This is a genomic window from Candidatus Nitrosocosmicus oleophilus, assembly GCF_000802205.1.
Lineage (GTDB): Archaea > Thermoproteota > Nitrososphaeria > Nitrososphaerales > Nitrososphaeraceae > Nitrosocosmicus > Nitrosocosmicus oleophilus.
The window spans coordinates 590,511-615,076 of record NZ_CP012850.1; the positions used below are offsets into that span (position 1 = coordinate 590,511).

A 24,566-nucleotide genomic window follows, 5' to 3' on the forward strand; every position below is an offset into this window, starting at 1 on the left:
ATTAATCTATTTTGTCATAATTCTTATCGTTAAATTGGATAATGTTGTCCGATATTAATTAAGCATGTTCATTACATTCTATCAATAACTACATTTTTAATACCTTTTTTCATAAATATCGAGAATTGCACAAGCAAAATTGAAAAGCCTTTTAATTAATTGCATCGTAATTATTTCATGAAACTGAATGGAAAGGTAACTATTATTACAGGTGCATCTGGTGGGATTGGAAAATCAGTAGCACAAAAAGTACTTGAAGAAGGTAGTAAAGTGGTTTTAGTTTCTAGAAATAAAAATAAATTAAAAAAAACCGTAGAGGAGTTGGGCAAGAATGATAATTTGATACATATGGCGGCGGATGTATCTCATGAATCTGAGGTATTAAGTGTTATTGAACAAACTTTGACTGCTTTTGATAAAATAGATAATCTCATAAATTGTGCAGCAATAATTAACGATCCTACACCATTCCATCTAATGACTGAAGATCAATGGACGAACTTGATGAATGTTAATCTAAAAGGAACGTTTCAGCCTATCAAAGCAGTGATTCCCTTGATGATCGAACAAAAATCAGGTAATATCATCAATATATCATCATTATTGGGAATAAGAGCTATACCAAAGGTACCATTTTCAGTATATGGTGTCACAAAGGCAGGTATCATAATGTTAACAAAAAGTATAGCAGTAGAATACGGACAATACAATATAAGATGTAATTGTATAGCACCGTCTACCATTCGCAGTCCTATGATGGAACCATATTTACAGGACGAGAACGCAAAAAGGATGTTAGAGGGATCATTTCCATTAAAAAGGATTGGCGATCCAGAGGATGTTGCTAATGCCATTTTATTTTTAGCTTCAGATGATTCAAAGTGGATAACCGGAACAGTGATGACGTTAGATGGGGGAATATCAGCTAAACTATAGTATTTTTTAACCAACTGGTATATGGTTCGTTTTAGACACTTGTGTTTGTACTACTTAGTTAAGTTGACATAATGAATATCGAATAAGATTAGCTTCACAAAAGTTTTTGATCGAGGATAATAAATACATACAAACGAACGCAAAAAGATATCAGTCTAACAAATTATGTAAAAATAGTTTTCAATTCAAAAGAGGGCTCATTTACAATCAAATTATACTAAGTATTACGAGTAAAATAAAAGGTAACCAAGATGCAGTTGAAGTGTTATGTGTTTTAGGAATAGATGTTTCAAAACATTATGATAATTCATTCATAGACTCAAGCGTATTTACCACTTCATTGAGATAATCTCATCTCTAGGTTACTCCCATAACAAATAGTCTGTTACCAATAGGAAAATCAATATGGTCATCAGGAAAAGTAAGAATCTATATATTGTGAAAGAATGCACAGATCTGAATGTTCTAAACCAGATTTCATCTGTTTTGAAGAGCTCGCTATAGACCTAATATTTAAAGCAGCTGTTTTTCTTGTAAATGACACAGGGCTATAATACTTGTATATATATAATATAATCGAACAAATTTCTGTTCGATTAAAACTTAATTCTAAATTAGTAGTGAAAATATTCAAGGTATTTCAAAAGTATCTCTTACCTGTGAGAAGTTAAACCTAAACCTCCTCATAGGTAATTATTAGACAATTATTAGAATTTCATGTACCAAGCTTAAACCTTTAATATAATCAACCTTTTACTGTTTTCAATACATCTATATTTTTTGTTGATAATTAATATGAATAAAAAGTTAATGCGATTTTGTTAATTTAAAATTTATTTTTTTAGATAATCCAATTGTATTTTGTATTTTGGGATATTGCTTGAGGAAATCTTTCAGCTTTGCCTAATGGGATAACCATTTCTTCTTTAGTTGGTGAGTGACTTCTCATTTCCAAATGAATGTTATTGGGCATAATCTGCTCGAGTAGTGCTTTTTCATCAGTTTTGAAGATAACTATCTTGAGGGAACCGACTTTCTTCACATATATAACTAACGGGATAAGACTCATCTTTGTAATAGAGTATTAAATAAGTTTCTTCAAAATTCTTACGTTACTCCACTGACTACTTTTTACACCTTTGAAGTATACCAACATTAGACGAGAAGTGGACAGAGTCCTTGATCATTTTACAAAAATTCAATTAAAAAATAGTCTCATTATGCTTTGTTGCATAATTCCTTATTCTCCGGTTATCATCATGATCATCATGTTATATTCTTCTAAAAATGTTATACAATGATACTTTTATCATGATCTCCTTTACCATGTTTTGAAACCTGTTTGCTGATGTGTATTCACCAAACATTCTCTTTATAGCTGAGAACACAGTTTCAGATATCCATCTCTGTCCGTATTTTCTTTTTGTCTTCCATTTCAACAGATCCTTTGCTTGTAACTTTACTTCGTTGTTCCTTAACCTATTGTTTTTAGGAGAAACAATAGAGTTCCTTCTTACCTTTATACCTGGATTGATCTTTTTGTCCTCAAGATACACAAAGTTTGGATTTGAATCATAGGCTCCATCAGCTAGTACCGATTTTATCTTTACAGTGTTTGGTTCTCTCGAATCCAAAACATGATTGACTAGTTTCTTTAGCATTTTCCCATCATGTACCTTCTCATCTGTCACTTCCAAAGCAATGATTTTCCTGGTCTTTATGTCTACAGCAACGTGGATCTTGAGATATCCTTTTCTATTTTGTGTATTCCATTTCTCATCCATCTACTGACCTCTGTTAGTAATCTTGATACCTGTACTGTCTATTGATATTATTAGGTCATCATCGTCATCCATCTTGTCTCTTTTAATATCGATGTTTAGCTTGTTGATTCGTTTACAGATGTGACCATAACTTGGTGGATTAGCAGGTAACCTTTTTCCTGTGGCCTTAATTATACCTTGGGTTTGTCTGTATGGTAGGTGAAATAAATAGCGAATGTAACCAATGGCCAAGATGAAAGAATCTGGAAATACAAATGGTTTACCCTTTTTGTTTATATTCATATTCTCTATCTCTGAACCCCAACCATCAAGGAAATCATACGAGAAGAGGATCTCACCGCGTTGAACTAATGAGCGATTGTAAGAGGGCCAGTCTATCACAAATAATCAATCTGTTCATTCCAGCTAAATATGTTGAGTTAGGCGACAAAGCAGATCATCTACATTCATGAGTTCCCCAATAGCAAAAAATCCTTTCCCTATAAGTGTAGTAATAAAAAAATCGATAAAAAACCTCGGTTAAGATGATTAACATATGTTTAGATAAGAACCATTATGAAGAAAAATCAAAGTCGTCCAAGTAGGACTGTTGAACATTATTCAGTTCGTTTGTTACACATTATGAAATAACATTACCCAAAATTAATATCATTGTACAGATAATTCTGTAAAGTCACAAAAATTAGAGTCATTCATTACTTTTATCTTTGATATGTCATACTATGAATGCAATACTTGGAATAGATTGTACTTTGTCTATGCAGATGTGATTACAATAAACAAATAGTGTATTATCTGTGATGTTTGTACAATGTTTGAATCAATCATGGTGTCAAGATTAGTCATAGAATAATCTTGGGAACTGTTGCTTTCTACTTTGGCCATTATAAAATGACTATTAATCAAGTTGTAGTTTACATAGATAAAGGAGGACTTAAGTTAAGTAGATATGGGAATTAATATAGTATATACTTCTGAGGACAATAAATTTAAGCCGTTCAATCTATACTTTGAACCCTATATTTCTGAAAGCAACGCCGCTAGTCATTCTACTCTGAAGCTAGTTAACAAGGATTTGGCATTAGAAATTTACTTGGAAAATAATGACAGTGAACTTATCATAAATAAAAAAATACAACGCGATCTTATGTTGTCATATGAAAAAATTGTGATCGAATATGATGATAGTAAACAAATATTCCGAACTTTGAAAAAAGTTAAAGCAAATTTAGAGAATTTAGTTAATCCATGATTAGGATATTACAAATATTGATAATCAAATAGAAGCGTACAGTCAAACATGTATACAACCGATAAATTAAATTAATATATTGATGATTAAAAACAAGCGCGATTTTTATTTTCAACAATGACCTTGAATACAAATGCCTTTTTCAAATGTGCAAAACATGAAATTTACAATTATGCATATTGATATCGAATGCCTCCTTTATACAATTCCCATTATACTTTGATACTTGTTAGATATTTGTTAGTGATGCTTTATGCCTACCCGAATCTAAACTTCTTCCCCTTCTCAAGCTCCCTATTTTTCTATAATCACTATTAAATTGTCTTAACTGGGATTGCCAATACATGTTAAAGGATAAGGACATAATATTAGTTGACAATATAGTACAATATTACACTGCGTAATATATATAAATATAGTACATAATTAAATGTAATGAATAAAAAAAAGCAAATGATAAAACTGAAAATTATTAGTCGATCTCCATACCTAATGGGCATAAGAAAAAGGATAAAGATACATAGTGAAAAATAAAGAAGTGGTATATGACAAAAGAAAGATATTACTAAATCGAATATCCCAAATAACACATTGGTATAGCCCCATACATATTCTTCTATTTACGACCATTTATGAATTCTGTCTACTTTCAAAGTAATAACTTGTCGAATTATTGTCTTGAATTTCTTAGCCTTAAAGTACTATAACTATATAATGGTATCATAATTATATTCGATCAATAGGTACAACTGACTGTTCTATATATTTCTATGAAAGATTACAAATAGTTTTTTAATACTTATTTTCTACAATTTTATTATTGTATTCAAATGACTCATTGAAAAAAAGTGATTTTGTAACTCTAATAAATCTATTCACAATAGACCAATTAAGGTAAAAAATATTTGTGAATATGTTGATAGAATCTGCCGATCAAATTATGAAAAACAGGAGGGTTTCATATCAGCTAACATAAATAGTAACCTAGATGGAATTGTTGGAGTAAATTATGCATTGATTAATATTAAAATTATTGATATAGATAAGTACAATGGCTAGTCTTCATTTACATAATAGTTGAAACAATTTATGACCTAAGATTTTATTTATTTTGCTGATACTTACACCTCTAAGTATGAGGGGAATAATTATGGGATGGATTTATTATATTGTAAGGATCTTAACCATAGAGATGATTTTGTAGCGAGATGTCTGAAAATAGAAAATAAAGAATGTCAAGCAGGTTGTGAAGAGTTTACTGAAACTTATAACACCAAGATCAGATCATTAATGAGAGTTCTCTGACATTAATGCTTATTAGTATCGAAAAAGGATATAAGTAGATTAAATGACAACAAAAATTTTCGTGAACTTGCCTGTGAAGGATCTAAACAGGGCAGTAGAGTTCTTTACTAAACTTGGTTTTAAATTTAATCCTCAATTTACGGATAAAAATGCAACATGTATGATAATCAGTGAAGATATTTTTGTCATGCTACTAGTTGAAGAGTTTTTTAAAACCTTTACTAAAAAAGAAATTTGCAATACTTCAAAAAATATAGAAGCCATAATAGCATTATCGGCTGAGAGTAGAGAAAACGTTGATGAAATGATTAATAAAGCGATAGAGGCTGGAGGAATTGAACCGAGAAAACCACAAGACCATGGATGGATGTATGACCGTGCTTTTGAGGATATTGATGGACATCTGTGGGAAATAACATACATGAATAAAAGCAGCTTAAAATCAAATGACTAATAGTGATAAGATAATAAAAGATAGACTTGATTTTGTTGCCTTATCAAGTCACATCTAACAAAAAACTAAAAAAAATCTAATCTAAAATAATGACTCTCTAATCTAATATACTTGCTGAGTCAGAGATCTCATTATTTCATATATTGTGTATGAATTTACAAATGGCTTGTTTAACAAGATAGATAAGACAAATTATTCCTGCATATCAAAAGTGATGAATCATCTTTAAAAAAAATAACACCGTTTAGATTAAATAAAATGGCATGTCTTCATCCATGATACAATAAATGAATTCTAAAGTAATAAATGAAATTAAGATTAAAGATGGTAGAGTGTTGACACTAGTTGAGGGAGATATTACTGAAAGAAATGTCGATGTAATAGTCAATCCTGCAAATTCTTACTTACAGCATGGCGGTGGAGTTGCTAGTACCATAGTAAGGAAAGAGGGAAACATTATCCAGGAGGAAAGCGATAAGATAGGTTTTGTTCAAGTAGGATCATCCACAATAACATCTAGCGGAATTTTGCCATGTAAATCTATCATACATACCGTAGGTCCAAGAATGGGTGAGGGGAATGAGAACGAAAAATTGAGCAAAGCCATCAATAGTTGTCTTGGACTATGCTTGCGAAAAGGATTTGAAAGTATCTCAATCCCTGCAATAAGTTCAGGAATATTTGGTTTTCCAAACGATAAATGTGCCAAAATATTAGTAAATGAAACGATATCTTTTCTAAAAAACCTGGAGGACTCATCTGCAGGTATTAAGCTAGTAGAATTCTGCATACTTGGGAAAGATACATTACAAGCTTTTCAATATGAATTCGAAAAGTCAAAACCAGAATTCTAAAATTAGTACAATTGTTTCTAAATTACATATTTATTTGACTTTAGCAAAGAAAGGAATAAGAATTAATATTTATGAATTATTCCTGTCATTGATAAGAAAACCTAGATCTTTCATCATCATCATCATCTTTTCTAAAGATGCAACATCAGGGGGATGACACGCTATTTGAAGCTATTGACCTTCTGCCAACAGGACGAAGTAATAGTAACAATAACAGTTACGGTAGTAACTTATTGGTTGGAAATAATGATCTTTTCGATCATTTAAGGGCTTTAGATCACTTTTATGAGCGGAGTACTCTAAAGCGGATAACGAATCTGCTCATGCTTAATTCTTCATATATACTAAATAATCATTCTAGCGTATTTTAATATTAGATAAACTAGACTTGATAGGTGTTATATGTGGATGGAAAAATAACCAATAAAAAAATTGCATTGGTAACAGGTGCCAATAGGGGGATAGGATTTGAAACATGTAAGCAACTTTCGCAATTAGATATAACTGTTCTATTAACCGCTCGTGATCCTACGAAAGGTGAAGCTGCAGCTAAACAACTAACAGACCAGGGACTGGATGTAATCTTTTTTCAATTGGATGTGTCAAATAGAAGTAATGTAGAGGATATCTTTACAAAGATAGAAAAACAATTTGGACGTCTTGATATTTTGATTAACAATGCTGCGATTCTATATGATAAAAATCAATCTACTATTAACGCAGATCTAGAATTGGTAAGTAAAGCATTGACAACAAATCTATACGGTCCATGGCTATTATGTCAAGCTTTCATTCCACTGATGGAAAAAAACGGCTATGGTCGTATCGTTAATATATCCAGTGGTGCAGCTTCCTTGCATTATATGGAAGGTGGAACACCCGCCTATGGTATATCAAAAGTTGCACTTAATGCTTTGACTAGAAAATTAGCATCAGAATTAGGACAAAAGAATGTATTGGTAAACTCAATTGATCCTGGATGGGTAGCAACAGACATGGGCGGTCGTGGTGGACGCCCAGTAGAAAAAGGTTGTAGGGGATCATATGGGCTGCTACCTTGCCAAATAATGGCCCGAGTGGGGGATTCTTTTATGACGGGGAACCTGTACTTTGGTAATGATCCTAATGAAAAGATAGTTTCATCGTCTATCTTGTTTCCTATCTACTTGCGGGTACAACCATTCTGGATCTGAACCTTGGCTCGTAAAATTTAGAATGATTCAATAATGAATTATTTGACTAAATTACCTTTTATGTTAATCAAATATTTTGTCTTTGATATGATACTTTTGTCCTTCACTATTATACACAACGTAACACTTAACAAAAATCCTATAAGGTAAAATATGGGTCGTAGTATTCTATCAATCGGACAATTGATCGAAATTGAAAGATAATTGGTCTGAACCTAAAAAAATTATCATATAAAAGTGATATACAACCGTTTGACCTAATTTTTGAAAATGCTGAACTCTAAACATCATATCTATCTAATACTTGTAATCCTATTCCCTTTGATTCCATCATTATGAGCACGTTTTTTCATTACTATAAATTGCTATCTATATTAGATTACAAAGAAAGAAGAAAGGCGATTGACAGTAATCTACATCCAGACTTAACTTTTCAAGATAATGGCAAAACGAAAGGAAAAGATATACTATTTGATAAGACTTTGTGAAAAATGGAGAGACTTGATACATGCCTTACATAGGGAGGACAGAGAATTATTGTTAAATATTTACTCATATAGGTACAGGTATGATAGTAATTATAGCTTTACAAACTGTAGCAAAGATTCAAAATTAGATAATTTTCTATATTTTTATTCCATTACACTTCTGCATTACCAAAAAAATAATCAAAGAATTAAAAGGAGAGATGTGACTATTAAGATCACACAAAAACAAGATTATTTATTAATTGTGTCAACAATTGCATTTCCTGATTATATCAAAAATTAATATGTTTGCATTATGGTAATGTAATATGTCATCTTCCTCCTTTCTAGATCAAATTCCAACATGGACTTCAAATACATACTATGTTGAAACATGTAACAATAATTCTGGATGTCCATGCAATTCTAATGGTTTTTGCAGAACACTGGTTTTATTTCATATTCATTCTGGAAAATATGACGGTGCAAACCTTCAGGGAATTAACATGACATGTGTATTTTCACGGCAAAAAACAATTCATGAAGATAACGAAAGTACTCAGTTATTTGTTACAAAAGATTCAGACGAAGAACATTATACACAATTAACTTCCTTAGGGTTTTATCTGGAAGCTTGCCGAGGCTGTAAAAAAGTGATGAGAATTGCTACACCATATCTCAATTTTGATCATCCTGTTAAAAATGCATTATGTTCAGTTATAAAATACCAGGATCCTCAATTTTTAATTGTTATAGTATCAACCAAGTTAATAAAACAAAATAGTGCAACCTAATTGGATAAAGTTCAAAAGATAATTCTAGTTTCAATCATTTCTGTTTCTGCAATTGCATGGATTTTTTCCTTAGGACAACCAGACATGATGGAAGCAATGATGACCTTAAATCCTATAGCAATCTCAATTTTTATATTAAGCTGGACTATTGGAATGGCTGCCATGATGTTTCCTGCAATTATTCCCATGATATTGCTATATAATAGGCTGATATCAAAGAGTTTTGACGATAGTCGTCATAATCATAAAAGTGATTATTACACAAGTTCTGTACTAGATAACTTTAAACCCGAGATTGATACTTCCAAACCACAAAAAAATGGACGATTTTCCTGTATGTCTTTGCCTTTCGGTTTACCAATCAAAACAGCTGCGTTCATAGGAACTTATCTTTTGGTGTGGACATTGACTGGTATTTTCCTTCTAGTAGTATGGTCTATTGTGATGAACAGTCTTCTTGTTAGCCACAGTTCAAGAGATATTGAAATTGTTGCAGGAATAATACTTTTGATTTCAGGTATTTATCAATTTAGTTCTCTAAAACGAAAATGCCTAGGATATTGTGAATCTCCTTTGGCTTTTTTTATGAAAAGATGGAAGGGCAACAGAGTAAGTAGCGGGCTAACAATGGGTTTCTATCATGGATTATATTGTCTTGGATGCTGCTGGCCCTACTTCCTTCTTATGATAGCCTTAGGTTGGATGAATATTTTTTGGATGGGATTGTTTGCAGGCATAATTTTTGCAGAAAAAATATGGTCCAAGGGAATTTATGTATCTAAAGCGACTGGAATTGTTTTTATGATCATAGGTATACTTACAATGATAGGAACAGTATCGATTATGCCTGAAGATGAAAATATGGGATCCCTACATAAAATGGAGAGGATGGATATGAGCAATTCAAATCCTGATAAAGGGGATAGCGTAATTGACAATACTGTGAACATGAACATGAACATGAACATGAACATGAACATGAACATGAACATGAACATGAACATGTCAAAATAGGTAGTAAGAAAAATTCATTTAACCAAAAATTCTTGAAATATTTTTACATTAAAGGCTCTACCGACAAATACTTCAAACGAAATAATGTACTTTAAATTTTATTAGACTAATCAGTATGTATGACCACAAATAGTATACCTTCTTGGAAAGCTTCTGGAGATTGGTTTGACGTATGTAAATGTAGTATTCCTTGCCCCTGTGAATTTGCACAAGAACCAACCTATGGCGATTGTGAGGGTGTACTCGCATATCATATTAATAGCGGAAATTACGGTAAGATATCATTAGACGGATTGAATGCTATAGGTCTAGGTTCGTTTGAAGGTAATATATGGGCAGGCGCTACAAAAATAAACCTTGGTTTCTTTTTCGATGAACGTGCTGACAAAGAACAAAGAGAAGCTCTTCAAATGATATTTAGTGGAAAGGCTGGTGGATTTATGGCCGAATTAGCCAAATTAATAGGCGAGGTTAAGGGGATAGATTTTGCGCCCATAAAATTTGAAATTTCAGATGATTTGAGCTACTGGAGTGCAGAAATCCCTGGAAAAGTACTTGCAAGAGCGGAAGCTCTTGGCGGTCCAATGACCCCAGTAGGTAAACGGGTTCAAACAATAAATCCACCAGGTAGTGAGGTAGGTCCAGGTGCAGTAGCTACGTGGGGAACAGCCTTAAAAGATGAAGTGGATGCAATGGGTTTTAAATGGAAAAGAGAGGGCAAATCTAGCAAACATATACCGTTTTCTTGGGAAGGTCCATGAATAGTGTTACACAGCTAACTGTTGCAATTATTATTTGCCAAGAACCATCTTGATTAATCCTCTAGCATATTCTCCAGAAAGTTGCTCAGGTGGATATCCATGATAGAGGAAATGAATCTGTGAGTCTAATACCAATCTTTCAATATTTTTCTGCATTTTTTTCCTCCACTGGTCTAATTATTAGACTCATTTATATCAGGTATGTTATCTGAATAGATGTTATTATACATCTATTAACTAAATCGGTAACTTTTCATATTTCAAATTTTGTGAAATCAACCTATGTTTCTTCATTGATTTTGTTACTATTCAGAGAAGGATGAGGCTGACAAAAAATTTATTCATCTATAATTGAGGAATTTTACCGAATGTTTGGACAAATACAAACAACTATCCCAAATTAGTATTATAAGAACTTTATAGAAAACTATTACAAATTTTTTTAATAGAACTAAATTTGCAAAGTATATTCAAAAATTATTATATCATATATTATTACTAAAGAAGGCAAGAATAGAATGTTAAAGTCAAATAACACAAAATTAACTGCAGTATTAGCTGTAACAGTATTTGCTACATTAATGACGTTTGGTCCTACAACATCCAATTTTCAAAACGCATTCGCACACTATGGAGTGGATATAGATCAATGTAAGGATGATGAAGATTACTACGAAGATAATGAAGAAGCATGTGACAAGAACCTAAGAGCACACTATGGTGACGATTATGATGGTGATTTTGGTTCTAAAACCATAGACGAAGATGATGACAATGACGATAATGACAATGGCGGCAATGGCGGCAATGGAAACAGTGCTTCACAAGGTATAGGCCAATCTCAATCTTCTAGTCAAAACTCCCAATGTGTCTCTGGTGACGATACAAATGACTCTTGTAACAACGTAAGTGTCCAAAACCAAGATAATGATGGAAACAATGCAGCTGCTCAAGATGGCGGAAACGGTAAAAAAGGCAAGGGCGGTAATGATGCTGACCAAGGTATAGGCCAATCTCAATCGTCAAAACAGAATTCCCAATGTGTCTCTGGTGACGATACAAATGACTCTTGTAACAACGTAAGTGTCCAAAACCAAGATAATGATGGAAACAATGCAGCTGCTCAAGATGGCGGAAACGGTAAAAAAGGCAATGGCGGTAATGATGCTGACCAAGGTATAGGCCAATCTCAATCGTCAAAACAGAATTCCCAATGTGTCTCTGGTGGCAGTCTGGGTAATTCTTGTAACAACGTAAGTGTCCAAAACCAAGATAATGATGGAAACAATGCAGCTGCTCAAGATGGCGGAAACGGTAAAAAAGGCAATGGCGGTAATGATGCTGACCAAGGTATAGGCCAAGATCAAGATAGTGAACAGAATTCCCAATGTGTTTCAGGCGAAGATGCAACTGTTTCTTGTAACAACGTTAGTTTCCAAAATCAAGTAAATAGTGGGAATAATGCGTTAGCACAAGACTAACATTCATTTTTTATGATTATTATTTTAAGACTATATTAATTTGAAAATATATTTAATATATCAAAATTCTCAGTCTTCTAACTAAGAAAACTTATTAATTCATGCATGTAGTCGTCTCATTTAAAATCTTATCTGTTCTAATTTTTTTGATAACTAAACAAGCAATTTTTTGATTTGAATTTCTTGGTTATTCGTTATTTAAAATAACTTTTATTATCAAAATAAATGTCAATTTACCTGACCAAAACCATGTTACTAGATTGCCTATTTAACATATATTCTTTAATTTGAAACATGACACATGTAGCAAAAATAATAGAAATAGTAGGCTCATCGGACAAGAGCTGGGAGGATGCTGCTCAGATAGCATTAACTGAAGCGACAAAAACAATTCATGGTATAACTGGAATTGAGTTAACCGACATGACAGCTAGAGTGGATCCAAATACGGGAAAAATAGCTGAATATCATTCTACGGTAAAGATAGCCTTCGGAGTGGAACATTCCTAAGGATCGGCAGATAAGGGACTAGAATTTCATTTTTTCCATAAATTAGCTTTATTTCTTTTGTCGTTATACGCCTTGGGTATGAAAAATTGTGATTGCGACTCTATAAAGATCCATTTTTGATTTGCTTATCGAAATAAAAAAGAACGGTTACCCAAACCGATCGAATGGTCTTTGTTTACATGAATTTTATGTATGCTAGGTTTTGATAAGCCTGTAGTTATCTGGTCTACTGACTAGACATCTACAAATATAGCAATGATATTAGTCAAATTATACAGAAATTTCGTATGATTCGCTGTTCAGATCATATGATTTTCTACTATTAAAATAGAAAGAATTCTTTAGTAAGATATCTTGACATTTCTTTTAGCCCAAATGATTATTTTGTGTTTATGAATAAAAAACATAATATTATTACAAAGTTGATTGTAACTTTTTTTATAGTGACAATGGGATTCTCGTCATCTATTTCTATGCCAATATCCTATGCACAAAGCGGTCGTATTGCTGATCTCCCTTTTCTTGATTTTAATAGTGATAATAACAACAAAGAGAATGACAATTTAGAAGAATTATACAACATGATTCCCGGTTTAAATACAAAAGACAATAATGATGTAAGCGATTCAGATTCTAAAACTGGTAACAAAGGTGCTCATGAAAATACATTGGATGAAAAATCCGTAGATTCAAAAACCAATGATGAAAGCAAAATTAATGATTATGCATTCTATTCTGATGATGCAATAGATGGTATAGGCAGCTCGGGCTCTGGAAACGAAAAAGATGAAGGAGCAACAGCAACAACTCCCAGCATTCTTACTTCTATCCTTGATAAATTGCCTTATTCTGATGTTTTATCTAATTCTTTGTCACCATCCTCATCCTCATCATCTACATCACCTTCTTACTCAGCATACAAAATGGGACAGGTAATACCGGGGCAATACATTGTGGTCCTAAATGATGATGTCTTGAATTTGCGTGACATTCTTTCAGAGGTTGCAAAAAAGGTAAATATTGAGGGGACTGAAATACTCTACATTTATGAAGATGTGTTGAATGGATTTGCAATTAGCGTTCCAAATGAAAGAATTATCGAGGTACTTGAACAAAGCCCATTTGTAGATCATATTGAAAAAGACAAGGTAGTTAAAGCATTTGCTCAAACACTGCCAAGTGGAGTCAATAGGGTTGATGGAGACCTAAGCTCTACCAAGTCAGGGAGCGGTGGCGGAGTCATCAATACCGACATAGCCATCCTGGATAGTGGAATACATACTAGTCATTCCGATCTAAACGTCTATCATCAGAAATCCTTTGTCTCAGGTACGTCGTCAGGAAATGATGATAACGGTCATGGGACTCATGTTGCAGGGATTGCAGCGGCTAAAGACAATTCTATAGGGGTAGTTGGAGTAGCACCTGGAGCAAAACTATGGGCAATCAAGGTCTTGGATAGAAACGGTTCAGGAGCCTTATCGACAATAATAAAAGGTATTGACTATATTAGGCAATATGCAAATCAAATAGAAGTTGCTAATCTCAGCCTTGGATGCGAATGTAAATCTTCTGCGTTTGATACTGCAATAAACAATGCTGTAAAGGCTGGAATCACGTTTGTAGTGGCTTCAGGAAATTCGGGAAAAGATGCTTCTACATTTTCCCCTGCCAATAATCCCAATGTTATAGCTGTCTCAGCCATAGGTGATAGTGATGGTAAATGTGGGGGAACAGGTCCCAGCACAGGTTCTGGAAGGGATGACACACTAGCAAGTTTCAGCAATTATGGTTCGGTTGTAGATATCGCAGCACCTGGAACCAAGATATTTTCTACTTACAAAGGGAACTCGTATGCGACAATGAGTGGAACAAGCATGGCCTCACCACATGTTGCCGGAGCAGCTGTCTTATATGAGGCATCTCATCCTGGTGCTTCACCTTCGGAAGTACGTAATGCGTTATTAAGCGGTGGATCAACATCATCAACAACATGTGATGGAAAAGGTCATGGTTACTTTACAAGTGATAGAGATAATTACAGGGAACCGTTGTTGTACGTAAGAAATTATTGATGATGTTGTTAATACTAGTGTTTAACGAACAAGTATACAAACACGCATAGATGCAGAAATGAGATAGTATTTTTATACTATTTCTATGATTCCTGTTAAGTATCGGGAGTGGGACTCAAATCCATCCCGTATTATCACGGATTTATCTATTAAAATTACCTCTAGATCCAATCTAACTTGATTTTTAAAGATTAGAAAGATTATGTTATATGAATTTTAGCGCAGTTTCAACCGAAGTAATATAGAATAACATTGGTTATGGGTAAGCAGATTCAACCAAACCTGTTTTTTATTCTCAGCCTATTGAAAAACAAGTCGTAATTTCCAATTTTATAATCATAGATTTAGCACAATATGTTTGACACAAGAGCATTTTAATGGATGTGGTACTCGATTGCAGGGAAAGTTAGACAAATACACTGGGTTCAGGTAAGTTTGGGATCATTGATACAAAACAACCATCGGTTTTACTTCTATTGAATAAGAACGTAGTCGAGTCAGTACGTCGTGGCGAAGCCACTAAGCTATAAAAAAAGGATTTGGACAGTAAAGCTAACCTATTGTGAATACAAAAGGTTGCGTAATGTTTGTGACCTGCCCGCTCTCAGTCTGGTAATGAAAAGTGGCGCTCGCTGTTGTTTGTCCAGCTGCTAATGCTTGATAGATTGTGTCAGAAGATGGTCCGGCTACAGAAACTTCTTTTCCAGGTTCTAATTCGAATGGAGGTGATGTTGCGGTACAGCCCTGAATATATCTTATTACTACATTGTTGAGAAATTGTGCAGATAAAGGTGAATCGCATACTCCTGCAGTAAATGTTATTTTACTTGGTGAATCATTAACAACTGTTGCAATAATTTGAAATTTGCTGCCAGATTTTAAATATAAAGGCGAAGGATGTATGTCTTTCAGCTCAACACCAGTACTTGTCGTATTGGTGGCCGAGTTGGTTTCGTTAGATTGGGAGTTTGCATATTGGTTCCCTAATCCTGGTAAACTTAGGAGGGTAAAAGTGATGATTGTGGCTAATACAGGTAGAATAATACATTGTTTTGCTTTACAGAATTGCATATGGAATCTCATACATAATATCTGCCATACTATTTATATTTATCCGTCGTTGTGAATCTGTCACTGCACAATTTCTGATTACCGTATTTAAGATAAAGAATTATGATCGAGTTCCAGTCCTCAATAAGGGATAGTTGGAACTATACTAATTTCGCCGAAATTAAAGCAGTTTCAATAGATGCATTCAGTTAGTAGAAAGATAATGCTCGGAAAGTACAACATTTTCAAACAAGTGGTAGGATAGAAAGATTCTATGAGACATTCCAATTAAGGATAACGTACTTTGAATCCTTCGAGATATTCTTAACAAGGCATAAGATCTAGATCTCATATGTTTTTGAACTGAGATGAATTAGAAACACCACCAATTTCATGAAACTACAATCATAGCATACAAGTAAGCTTAAATATTGGGAGTGAAGATTGTGACTTATGACTACTTCAAATGAAAATGTTAGCCATCATAAGGTTAAGGAACAGAGTGACGAGTTGAGAACAAAGTATCCCATTTTTACTGCTATTTTAGAAAGAATTCCGGACATGGATTTGAAAGAAGTTCTTAGCGTACTAGTAATAGTTGATCCTGTAAGATCGCTATTGAAGACTCACGCTACGAGATTGACTTTCATAGGAGAGGATAAGAATCTTGACCAAATAATTGAAGAAAGTATTAATCAGTTGAGGACAAAGCACGCCTTACTGGCCGGTATTCTAGAAAGAATTCATAAAATGGATCTAAAAGATACTGCAGTAGGATTATTAGGAATTGATGCAATGGAGTCACTGCTAAAGCTTAGGATGCTAGTCATTCTAACATCCTGATCCTCTTTACCAAGTTTAGAGAAGATGAATTTTTAAGAAATCTCTTATTTTCAATATTTATTCAACTATAATTCTTAGTAATTCTTTAATTTTCTCTGTAACTCGTATTTTCTTTTTCTTTGTTTATTTTAGCAAGATTTGATTTCTTTATCTTCTCTCATATTAAGATGGTTGTTATCAAGTGATCGCTTTTATGTCTAATTTTTGCAACATTCCATGTGTTTTCTAATCGGCCCATGGATGTATTTGCAAAGAACAGTATTTTGTAATACGATAATAAGTATCTATTTTCTATAATGGTATCTTAAACATATTGTAAATCGATTTAATCGAGTTTGTGTAGGGCCGGAGCTATTCGGGAACCTATCAATTCCGTAGCTCTCATAAGCTTCTCGTGAGGTAATGATGCGGGGTTCATCATGAAAGTAAATCTAGATATACCACCAAGCACTTGACTATATCTAATAATTTTCTCTGTAACTTCTTCCGGATTGCCTATGAGGAGAGCACCGTTTGGGCCCAGCTGGGCTTCAAAATCCCTACGAGTTATAGGAGACCATCCACGCTCCTTTCCGATTTCGTTCATACTATGTACATAGCCCGGAAAAAAGTCATCAACTGCCTCTGGAGTGCTCTCTGCCACATAACCCAGCGAATGTATACCCACGTTAAGATTATGCGGTAAATGGCCAGCTCTCTTTCCTGCCTCTCTGTAGAGATCAATTAATGGTTTGAAACTTGGTGTCTGGCCCCCGATGATTGCGACCATCAGAGGTAATCCAAGGATCCCAGCTCTAACAAAAGATTCAGGGGTTCCACCAACACCTATCCATATTGGCAGAGGATTCTGCAACGGCCTTGGATAGATTCCCTGTCCAGTCAGAGCAGGTCGATATTTGCCAGACCAATTCACATGTTCATTTTCCCGAATCTTTAAGAGTAATTCAAGCTTCTCTGAAAAAAGTGAATCATAGTCATCCAACTTCAGGCCAAACAAGGGGAATGCCTCGATAAATGACCCGCGACCCACTACCATCTCCGCCCTACCACCAGACAAAAGATCCAAGGTTGCGAATTCTTGGAATATCCTTACGGGATCGACTGCACTCAATACCGTTACTGCACTGGTAAGGCGTATATGTTTAGTTCGTGCTGCAGCCGCTCCTAAGATGACAGCTGGAGCAGAATCAAGGAATCCACGACGGTGATGTTCGCCTACTCCAAATACGTCCAACCCAATTTGATCTGCATATTCAATTTGTTCAACCAATCTTTGCAAGCGTTCAGATGAACTTATTGATTTCTTGGTATCGACATGAAAAGCTGCAAAACTGTCAATTCCTACCTGCATCTGATATACATCAAATATGAATATTATTTAAACAAAGTAGTAATAGTTCTTAACTTGGCAAGTATGAATTATTATACTTGTTTTGTAATAACCTTCTAATACTTTCAACAAGTAATGGAAATAATCATTAAATCAACTTATAATCGATATAAATAGTATCTAGCTTATGTATGGAATACATTCTAAAGCTTTACTACTATCCGAATATTTTATAATCATAAAATATTGCCTATGAAAGTTCTAAATGCAAGTCCTAGATTCGGAAAGCCCATGAAAGAGAGACAGTTAGAGGATTTTTTGGATAAAAATATATCTCAGATACACATCGGAACATTAAATTATAAAAAGGATCCAAACATCCATCCAATTTGGTATCACTATTAACACATCTCATAAGCAAAAATAACAAGACCCATGAGGACAAAGTTCCCTGTGTTAGTAGGGTTGTCGTTGTAGTCAAGATCCAACTGAAGCACCTTTATGCTATGCATCACATGGTAATGTAAACGAAAAGGTGGCGCCTGTTCCATTCACATTATTCCTTGCCCAAATCCTTCCACTATGGGCTTCTATTATACTCTTTGCGATGTATAATCCAAGGCCAATTCCTTTTTCTGACATGGTAGTAAATTTGGTAAACAACTTGGGTAATATTTCCTTATCAATGCCTTTCCCGCTGTCCCTTATGGATATAACCACATATTTTTGATCATTTATGAATTCTATATCTAGTATAATATATATAGCGTCACCATCATTTGTGAACTTAAATGCATTATCTAACAAATTGTAAACAACTTGTGTGATTCTTGACTTGTCCAGTTCAACCAAAAGAGATTCGTGTATTCTGCTATTGTTTAGTTGTGAATAATTTATGCGAGTTTTGTATCTGTTACAATTTGTTACAGTATGTAAATCCATAGTTTCTATTTTACTGGTGTATTGATTTTCGTATTCCATCACCTGTTCTAGCAAAAACAGTCTTAGATCAACGGTCTCTTTCCTAAGAGTCAAGGAGTTTGTTTCTATTCGGGTAATATCTAGAATATCATCTGTTAATGATACCATTTTTTTTGCATTTCTTATAATAGCATCAATATAGTCGTTTATCTCTTGTCTGTTCACCTGAATCTGTTGAGAGTTTCCTAATTCCTTTGAGTTTACATTTGATTTGAGCATTTCAGAAATTGCCAGTATTGGTTGTATAGGGCTCCTTAATTCGTGAGCAGCGATACGAATAAAGTCTTGCTGCAACTCTTCACTTTTTTTTAGTTGCTGGTATATTTCAGTTTGATTCCACAAATTCTCAAATATTGAAACATAAGATAAAACACCCGCTTTGCTGTTAGAATATGTCGAAATCCCTATGGCTTCATGAAACTTTTCTTTGGAATCATCCTTTAGTTCCATTACCAGTGATACCTTTTTGTCGATTATAAGAATGGTAGATCCTGTTTCAGTTAATGTTTGGATGGACCTTATCTGAATCTTCTTGCTACTATTGCCATCATTATTACTTGTGTGATATATCGACAAACTTTGTTTTTCCAACCTTTCAATAAATTTCTCTGTCTTTTCGTTGCTAGGGATCAACATCCGTATCTTTACGTTTCTATTCACTGCTGTTCGGGTTATCAATTCAAACACTCCTAGTTTCCATTGTCTTAGAAACGCGTTTACAGTTGGAAGTATTAGCATTATCTCCTTATTTGAGGATCTCAGCAGATCAAGATATGCGGTTTCAGCATTGTTTGACCTTGAGATAATATCTACTCTTTCAGTATCAAGTCCCCTTTCTATGTCCTCTATAATGTCTACAGCATCTATGCCATTTTTCCATAGTTCCTCAAATGTTAATTTGTACTGGTTGATATATAGAACATCATTTGTTGTAAACATCTGCTTAATGGTTTTCCTATCTTGATTGTGATCAATTTTTTCAGAGTTTGAGAAAAAGACTCGGTCAGTCACTAAGAAGTTTGGTGGAGGCAAGTTTCTAATGCTTCTTATTTTAATGCCCATATCCATGAATAACTTGGCTACGTTGGCATCCTCTTTTCGACTCAAGTCTGTGATCCACCTTACACCCTTATGATAACCCTTATCATAATTTTCCATTATTTCCTGATATACTGAAAAAAAACCATCATGTACTATTTTTAGCAAGCCAGTATCTGAGCAAATTAGTATTTCTTCACCGTCTTTACTCAAAGATCTTATCTTATCGTTTATTTCATCTTGGTCGTCAAGGACCCTGGTTTCTATTCTCTCATGACCCTCCTCGATCTCCCTAATCCGTTGTGTTGCGGGTATGGCATTGGCCCAAAGACTCTTAAAAACATACTGTTGCTGCTCCACGATTTCCATTACGTTACTATGGATGAGATGGGACACAGGTTTAGCTTCTTGCAATTTAGCTGTAGCAATATATTCACTTTCGCTTACTGCCATACCTCCTTTCGCATTGTCCACATGGCGCACCTCGGCTATTTTCATCAGCTCTTTACAATAATTAATATTGTGTTTTGTAATCTCAGAAATGTATTTGATTTTGACACCCCTTTCATATGCATGTCTCATACCTTTCCTCAATTGTTCCACACCCATCGCTACTGTAGGCCCTTGGGAATTAGCGTAATTATCCCACCTATCTTTCGCATTATTAAGTGTCTGTACAATTAGTTCCGTGGTTTTATCCTCACCATAGACAACTACAGTTTTCTCCCCAATTGAGTTATTGTTATTTTTGTTCTTATCACTGTTAATGGTTTTGAGATTTTTGTCGTAACAATAGCTATATTGATTATTTGAATTATAATTTTTATTTTCCTTGATTAATCGAATAGACAACTTTTTATTCTCCTTATCTTCAAGCCTTTTTCCTGTTTTTTCCTTCTCGGTATTGTCTTTGATAGTCAATACTCAACAATATCAATATGATTTCGTAGAATTTAAGCATATCGCTTTCTTGTTGTGAATGTTAATATTTTGTTAACCCCATCCTTTGGTCAAAACACGTAGTTCTTGGAGGGGAGGAGATGGAATTGGAATCTGTGTCTCTAAAACGTGAGTTCTATCGACATCCTGTACTATGAGTTAGATCATTAATTGAGAAGAGGATAGTATTGGATGGGTTTTGATTTATTTGCATGTCAGGCAATCATGTATAATCTAAAGCAACAACCTATTTCTGAACAAACATCCGACAATGATAAAGGACTATTGCGTATATGGAAAAATCGTTACTAGTATATCAATATTAAAACGAAATTGTGTAAACAATATACTTGACATCAACCAGTTTCTATCCTAACAGTTACTATTGTTTTTAAATTATTATTTTGGCTTATTTTTATTCTTGTACAGTTAAATTACTTCGCAGTTGAGTTGGTTCTTTTGATGTATTGTAATAATTTGGATTTATTGTAATAATTTGGATTTATTGTAATAATTTCCTACGACACTGATGACTGTTTCATTAGTTTTATGTTTACAAGATTGTAACTTGGGGAAAAATTTGAATACCTCGAATTAAATATTTCCTTGTTTCGGGATATGAATAGTCCTGCTAGTTAGTATGAGGTCAACTAGTTAGTTGAGGCTAAAGAATTTTTTAGCTTCAACATAGGCGTTACCTAATACTTCTGAAGTTTCATTAAGGATAGCTCCTGCTGACTTTGATGTAGCAATTTTTTCCGTAACGTTACGTAGAAATGATCCAGACTCAGTTATTGCTCCTTTTATTGATTCAGATGCTTCTTCCTCTGCCGATGTTGTTATTGCTGGAGTAGTAGTAGTGGTAGTGGTGGTATTAGTGTTAGTAGTGGGCGGCGTGCTGGTTTGGTTCATTGTTGAATTAGTCTGACCATACACTGAATCCAAAGTACCTTTTCCCACTATCAATACCATCCCAAAAACAAAAAAAATTCCAAAAACTACACGCATTTCTTTCTTACATTTCATTTTATTCATACGTTAATGATATTACATTTATCCTTATATCCTTATATCATTTCGTTAGTTTTTGCAACCATAGCAAGTCTTGTTCTAAAACAGGGAATCTAGTTCTTTATGGATTCGATAAAAATGAAGAGAATGTAATCCGAAATCGTGAATGCGAGATTCGGGCTCATATTTGAATTAAAAGTCCATATAAAATTAACTCATAGAAATGATCAGCACAATGCTCAATGATTACAAATCATAGAATATTTATCAATAATCGGGGGATATTTCAAAATCATTTTCAAAGTGTAGGATATCTAGATAAAATAAATTCTACCATCTATCAATAGGCTCTATGACTGAAGTCAAAAAAATTCCTGATGGATATCATTCCGTCACACCTGCTCTGATTGTAAACGATGGGTTAAAGGCTATCGAATATTATAAAAAGGTATTTGGAGCTAAACAACGAGCATGTATGATGATGCCTGATGGAAAGAAAGTTGCTCATGCCGAACTCGAAATAGGGGATTCATTAATTATGCTAGGAGATGAGTTTTTAGAGATGAAGTTCCTTTCGCCGACTACAATTGGTGGAAGCCCCGTTTCTTTGGTTTTGTATGTTGGGGACGTAGATAAAACGTTCAATCTTGCAGTATCTGAAGGAGCAAAGGTGTTAGATCTAGTAGCAGATCAATTTTGGGGCGATAGACTTGGAAGCATTGAGGATCCTTTTGGACATCGATGGTCAATAATGACGCACATAAAAGATCTTACCCACGAAGAAATGAAAAAGGCAGCAGAGGAGGCTTTTGCAAAGATGTCAAAGTAACCTTACGGTAAGTAAAATGGACTAAAATATTGTTTTTTATTATTCTCGAATATTCGCGAAAGCTTTTTCAATCAGACGGTTATTTGCAATATAGGGAAATATTTGATTACCTATCGCAATTTGATTTGTTTTATGTCAATTACATCAATTCTATTGTTGATACCCTACCTTACTGATAATTATATACTGGGACAAAATCAAGGAAACGTAAGTGGTGTTCAGACCACACAAATGTATCATTATTTTAATTCCGATGACAATGTATCAATGAATTACCCATCAACTTGGTCAGTGAATGAAACAGACATAACGCCTGAAGACAGAGTCAACCTTATCGCAGAGTTTGTATCACCGTTTGAAACCTATAATGATACTTACATTGAATACGTGCAGATAAATAGGGACGATGGAATTTTCTATGAAGCTGACCTGAACGAGTATTTAGCAGAAGCGATCAACACTTACAAAGATATCGCCAATAACTTTACATTAATTGAATCTTCAACTTCAGACTCTCTTTCGGGTCGACCTGCTTATTCTCTGACTTTTACCGAAGTCCTCAGTGGCGAAGATGGTCGAGAACCTATTACACTTAAAAACTTTGAAACTGGAATTTTGTTAAACAATACTGCATATTTTGTTACTTATGTTGGACAAGAGAAAAAATTTGATAGATACTTTCCTATTGTAGAACAAATGATCCACTCATTCAAGTTGCTCTTACCTGCGTCCTATGATGAAGGCCTGACACCACCTTTAGTTACAAATCTCAATACATCTGCAATTGGATTAGAGAAATCAATAACAGGCACTAACGAAACTTCTACTACTTCTACTGGGTCTAATTTGACTAGTTCTAACCAGATTTTGCCAAATAATTTAACTAATAGTCAAATTGTACTAAAAGACAACACAACCGAGTCTGCTTCAAAGGAGGGAGAGGCGAACTTATCAACAGAAGGTCAGCTTAATAAAAGTTCCCAAGTTAACGATACTAGAGGTAGTGAAAATGCCCAGCTGAAAAAAGATAAAACAGTAGATATTCAAATAAAAGCGACTGAGAAGGACGGCTTCTTTGGAACGGTAAGCTTTGTACCAAATGAAATTGCTGTTGATATCGGCACTAACATCGTATGGACCAACAATCACTCATCTGTACATACTGTTACTGCTGTTAACAATAATACTTTAGGAAACAACGAAACCACGATGGGAAGAGATGGAATTCCACTTTTTGATTCTGACTATATGAATACCGGTGATAATTTTTCTTACAACTTTACTCAACCTGGACGTTTTGATTACTTTGATAAAAATAATGCTAGTTTGAAAGGAGTAGTGTTTGTCAAGCAGGCACCAAGTCTGATTAATAATACTTCATCCTTGCTACATAATGAAAATACTAGCCCATCAAGTGTCAATCCAATTTCAAATGATTTTGGTAATTCAGATAATAATAAAAGTGGAATTCTAGACAAGTTTAAAGATATTAATAATTCTAGTACAAAGTCTAATAATGGAACTCTCTCCCAACTGGTACAATCTCTCCATCAGATCATTAACCGTTAACTAATGTAGCGAAGATGAGATTAAAACTCATTTCTTGTATTCACGGACTAGAACTACTTGACAATACCGGAAGAGTATAAATAAATAGGAATATGG

At 34.1% G+C, this 24,566-nt stretch carries 20 protein-coding genes and 1 pseudogene; 14 read left to right on the forward strand and 7 right to left on the reverse strand.

The features are described from left to right. Positions 1 to 177 precede the first annotated feature (177 nt). Complete coding sequence (locus tag NMY3_RS02850) at positions 178 to 936, forward strand: SDR family NAD(P)-dependent oxidoreductase (RefSeq protein WP_196817438.1); 759 nt, start codon at positions 178 to 180, stop codon at positions 934 to 936. 841 nt (positions 937 to 1,777) lie between these two features. Here NMY3_RS02850 and NMY3_RS02855 read toward each other — a convergent pair. Beyond that, entirely contained in the window at positions 1,778 to 1,978 is a 201-nt protein-coding gene (locus tag NMY3_RS02855; protein ID WP_196817439.1) for a hypothetical protein, read from the reverse strand. A 229-nt stretch (positions 1,979 to 2,207) separates the two neighbouring features. Further along, positions 2,208 to 3,101, reverse strand: a pseudogene (locus NMY3_RS02860) (IS5-like element ISThar1 family transposase). A gap of 568 nt (positions 3,102 to 3,669) precedes the next feature. Between NMY3_RS02860 and NMY3_RS02865 the strand changes: the two are divergent. The 7 genes from NMY3_RS02865 (at position 3,670) to NMY3_RS02900 (ending at position 10,814) form a co-directional block, all read left to right on the forward strand. Beyond that, entirely contained in the window at positions 3,670 to 3,972 is a 303-nt protein-coding gene (locus NMY3_RS02865) for a hypothetical protein (protein ID WP_196817440.1), read from the forward strand. Positions 3,973 to 5,320: 1,348 nt separating this feature from the next. Then, positions 5,321 to 5,731: a VOC family protein gene (locus NMY3_RS02875; protein WP_196817442.1), complete on the forward strand. Its 411-nt coding sequence runs from the start codon at positions 5,321 to 5,323 to the stop codon at positions 5,729 to 5,731. A 287-nt stretch (positions 5,732 to 6,018) separates the two neighbouring features. Continuing rightward, on the forward strand, positions 6,019 to 6,585 hold the full coding sequence (locus NMY3_RS02880) for a macro domain-containing protein (RefSeq protein WP_196817443.1): 567 nt from the start codon (positions 6,019 to 6,021) through the stop codon (positions 6,583 to 6,585). A 404-nt stretch (positions 6,586 to 6,989) separates the two neighbouring features. Further along, positions 6,990 to 7,778: an SDR family oxidoreductase gene (locus NMY3_RS02885; RefSeq protein ID WP_196817444.1), complete on the forward strand. Its 789-nt coding sequence runs from the start codon at positions 6,990 to 6,992 to the stop codon at positions 7,776 to 7,778. 796 nt (positions 7,779 to 8,574) lie between these two features. Further along, positions 8,575 to 9,039, forward strand: coding sequence for a DUF1326 domain-containing protein (locus NMY3_RS02890; protein ID WP_196817445.1), 465 nt, complete (start codon positions 8,575 to 8,577; stop codon positions 9,037 to 9,039). Then, positions 9,040 to 10,053 carry a DUF2182 domain-containing protein gene (locus tag NMY3_RS02895; RefSeq protein WP_196817446.1) on the forward strand — a complete coding sequence of 338 codons (1,014 nt, stop codon included), beginning with the start codon at positions 9,040 to 9,042 and terminating at the stop codon, positions 10,051 to 10,053. Between the two features lie 119 nt (positions 10,054 to 10,172). Then, positions 10,173 to 10,814: a DUF1326 domain-containing protein gene (locus tag NMY3_RS02900; RefSeq protein WP_196817447.1), complete on the forward strand. Its 642-nt coding sequence runs from the start codon at positions 10,173 to 10,175 to the stop codon at positions 10,812 to 10,814. Positions 10,815 to 10,844: 30 nt separating this feature from the next. Here NMY3_RS02900 and NMY3_RS16840 read toward each other — a convergent pair whose 3' ends face one another. Then, positions 10,845 to 10,970 carry a hypothetical protein gene (locus NMY3_RS16840; RefSeq protein WP_257719999.1) on the reverse strand — a complete coding sequence of 42 codons (126 nt, stop codon included), beginning with the start codon at positions 10,968 to 10,970 and terminating at the stop codon, positions 10,845 to 10,847. A gap of 362 nt (positions 10,971 to 11,332) precedes the next feature. Here NMY3_RS16840 and NMY3_RS02905 point away from each other — a divergent pair, with 362 nt between their 5' ends. From NMY3_RS02905 to NMY3_RS02915, 3 genes are all read left to right on the forward strand, one after another. Beyond that, positions 11,333 to 12,295 carry a hypothetical protein gene (locus NMY3_RS02905; protein ID WP_196817448.1) on the forward strand — a complete coding sequence of 321 codons (963 nt, stop codon included), beginning with the start codon at positions 11,333 to 11,335 and terminating at the stop codon, positions 12,293 to 12,295. 294 nt (positions 12,296 to 12,589) lie between these two features. Then, entirely contained in the window at positions 12,590 to 12,805 is a 216-nt protein-coding gene (locus NMY3_RS02910) for a dodecin family protein (RefSeq protein WP_196817449.1), read from the forward strand. A gap of 392 nt (positions 12,806 to 13,197) precedes the next feature. Then, the gene (locus NMY3_RS02915; protein WP_196817450.1) at positions 13,198 to 14,880 is read left to right on the forward strand and encodes a S8 family peptidase; all 1,683 of its coding nucleotides are present in this window, start codon (positions 13,198 to 13,200) and stop codon (positions 14,878 to 14,880) included. A gap of 552 nt (positions 14,881 to 15,432) precedes the next feature. On the opposite strand, the gene NMY3_RS02920 is transcribed toward NMY3_RS02915, so the two are convergent. Then, the gene (locus tag NMY3_RS02920) at positions 15,433 to 15,951 is read right to left on the reverse strand and encodes a hypothetical protein (protein WP_196817451.1); all 519 of its coding nucleotides are present in this window, start codon (positions 15,949 to 15,951) and stop codon (positions 15,433 to 15,435) included. Between the two features lie 432 nt (positions 15,952 to 16,383). Here NMY3_RS02920 and NMY3_RS02925 point away from each other — a divergent pair, with 432 nt between their 5' ends. Beyond that, positions 16,384 to 16,773 carry a hypothetical protein gene (locus tag NMY3_RS02925; protein WP_196817452.1) on the forward strand — a complete coding sequence of 130 codons (390 nt, stop codon included), beginning with the start codon at positions 16,384 to 16,386 and terminating at the stop codon, positions 16,771 to 16,773. A 325-nt stretch (positions 16,774 to 17,098) separates the two neighbouring features. Here the strand turns inward: NMY3_RS02925 and NMY3_RS02930 are convergent, their stop codons facing one another. From NMY3_RS02930 to NMY3_RS02940, 3 genes are all read right to left on the reverse strand, one after another. Further along, positions 17,099 to 18,124 carry an LLM class flavin-dependent oxidoreductase gene (locus NMY3_RS02930; protein WP_196817453.1) on the reverse strand — a complete coding sequence of 342 codons (1,026 nt, stop codon included), beginning with the start codon at positions 18,122 to 18,124 and terminating at the stop codon, positions 17,099 to 17,101. A 483-nt stretch (positions 18,125 to 18,607) separates the two neighbouring features. Continuing rightward, positions 18,608 to 21,043 carry a sensor histidine kinase gene (locus tag NMY3_RS02935; RefSeq protein ID WP_196817454.1) on the reverse strand — a complete coding sequence of 812 codons (2,436 nt, stop codon included), beginning with the start codon at positions 21,041 to 21,043 and terminating at the stop codon, positions 18,608 to 18,610. A gap of 672 nt (positions 21,044 to 21,715) precedes the next feature. Next, complete coding sequence (locus NMY3_RS02940; protein ID WP_196817455.1) at positions 21,716 to 22,096, reverse strand: hypothetical protein; 381 nt, start codon at positions 22,094 to 22,096, stop codon at positions 21,716 to 21,718. 328 nt (positions 22,097 to 22,424) lie between these two features. On the opposite strand from NMY3_RS02940, the gene NMY3_RS02945 reads away from it, so the two are divergent. Together NMY3_RS02945 and NMY3_RS02950 are read left to right on the forward strand one after the other, a co-directional pair. Continuing rightward, entirely contained in the window at positions 22,425 to 22,901 is a 477-nt protein-coding gene (locus NMY3_RS02945) for a VOC family protein (RefSeq protein WP_196817456.1), read from the forward strand. A 132-nt stretch (positions 22,902 to 23,033) separates the two neighbouring features. After that, positions 23,034 to 24,470 (forward strand): cupredoxin domain-containing protein, encoded by a 1,437-nt coding sequence (locus NMY3_RS02950; protein WP_196817457.1) that lies wholly within the window; start codon positions 23,034 to 23,036, stop codon positions 24,468 to 24,470. Positions 24,471 to 24,566 lie beyond the last annotated feature (96 nt).

What these genes read in the sequence shown, in the direction of transcription:
- NMY3_RS02850 (WP_196817438.1), top strand. Translation starts at nt 178, where the DNA reads ATGAAACTGAATGGAAAGGTAACTATTATTACAGGTGCATCTGGTGGG.
- NMY3_RS02865 (WP_196817440.1), top strand. Translation starts at nt 3,670, where the DNA reads ATGGGAATTAATATAGTATATACTTCTGAGGACAATAAATTTAAGCCG.
- NMY3_RS02875 (WP_196817442.1), top strand. Translation starts at nt 5,321, where the DNA reads ATGACAACAAAAATTTTCGTGAACTTGCCTGTGAAGGATCTAAACAGG.
- NMY3_RS02880 (WP_196817443.1), top strand. Translation starts at nt 6,019, where the DNA reads ATGAATTCTAAAGTAATAAATGAAATTAAGATTAAAGATGGTAGAGTG.
- NMY3_RS02890 (WP_196817445.1), top strand. Translation starts at nt 8,575, where the DNA reads ATGTCATCTTCCTCCTTTCTAGATCAAATTCCAACATGGACTTCAAAT.
- NMY3_RS02900 (WP_196817447.1), top strand. Translation starts at nt 10,173, where the DNA reads ATGACCACAAATAGTATACCTTCTTGGAAAGCTTCTGGAGATTGGTTT.
- NMY3_RS16840 (WP_257719999.1), bottom strand. Translation starts at nt 10,970, where the DNA reads ATGCAGAAAAATATTGAAAGATTGGTATTAGACTCACAGATTCATTTC.
- NMY3_RS02905 (WP_196817448.1), top strand. Translation starts at nt 11,333, where the DNA reads ATGTTAAAGTCAAATAACACAAAATTAACTGCAGTATTAGCTGTAACA.
- NMY3_RS02910 (WP_196817449.1), top strand. Translation starts at nt 12,590, where the DNA reads ATGACACATGTAGCAAAAATAATAGAAATAGTAGGCTCATCGGACAAG.
- NMY3_RS02915 (WP_196817450.1), top strand. Translation starts at nt 13,198, where the DNA reads ATGAATAAAAAACATAATATTATTACAAAGTTGATTGTAACTTTTTTT.
- NMY3_RS02920 (WP_196817451.1), bottom strand. Translation starts at nt 15,951, where the DNA reads ATGCAATTCTGTAAAGCAAAACAATGTATTATTCTACCTGTATTAGCC.
- NMY3_RS02925 (WP_196817452.1), top strand. Translation starts at nt 16,384, where the DNA reads ATGACTACTTCAAATGAAAATGTTAGCCATCATAAGGTTAAGGAACAG.
- NMY3_RS02930 (WP_196817453.1), bottom strand. Translation starts at nt 18,124, where the DNA reads ATGCAGGTAGGAATTGACAGTTTTGCAGCTTTTCATGTCGATACCAAG.
- NMY3_RS02940 (WP_196817455.1), bottom strand. Translation starts at nt 22,096, where the DNA reads ATGAATAAAATGAAATGTAAGAAAGAAATGCGTGTAGTTTTTGGAATT.
- NMY3_RS02945 (WP_196817456.1), top strand. Translation starts at nt 22,425, where the DNA reads ATGACTGAAGTCAAAAAAATTCCTGATGGATATCATTCCGTCACACCT.
- NMY3_RS02950 (WP_196817457.1), top strand. Translation starts at nt 23,034, where the DNA reads ATGTCAATTACATCAATTCTATTGTTGATACCCTACCTTACTGATAAT.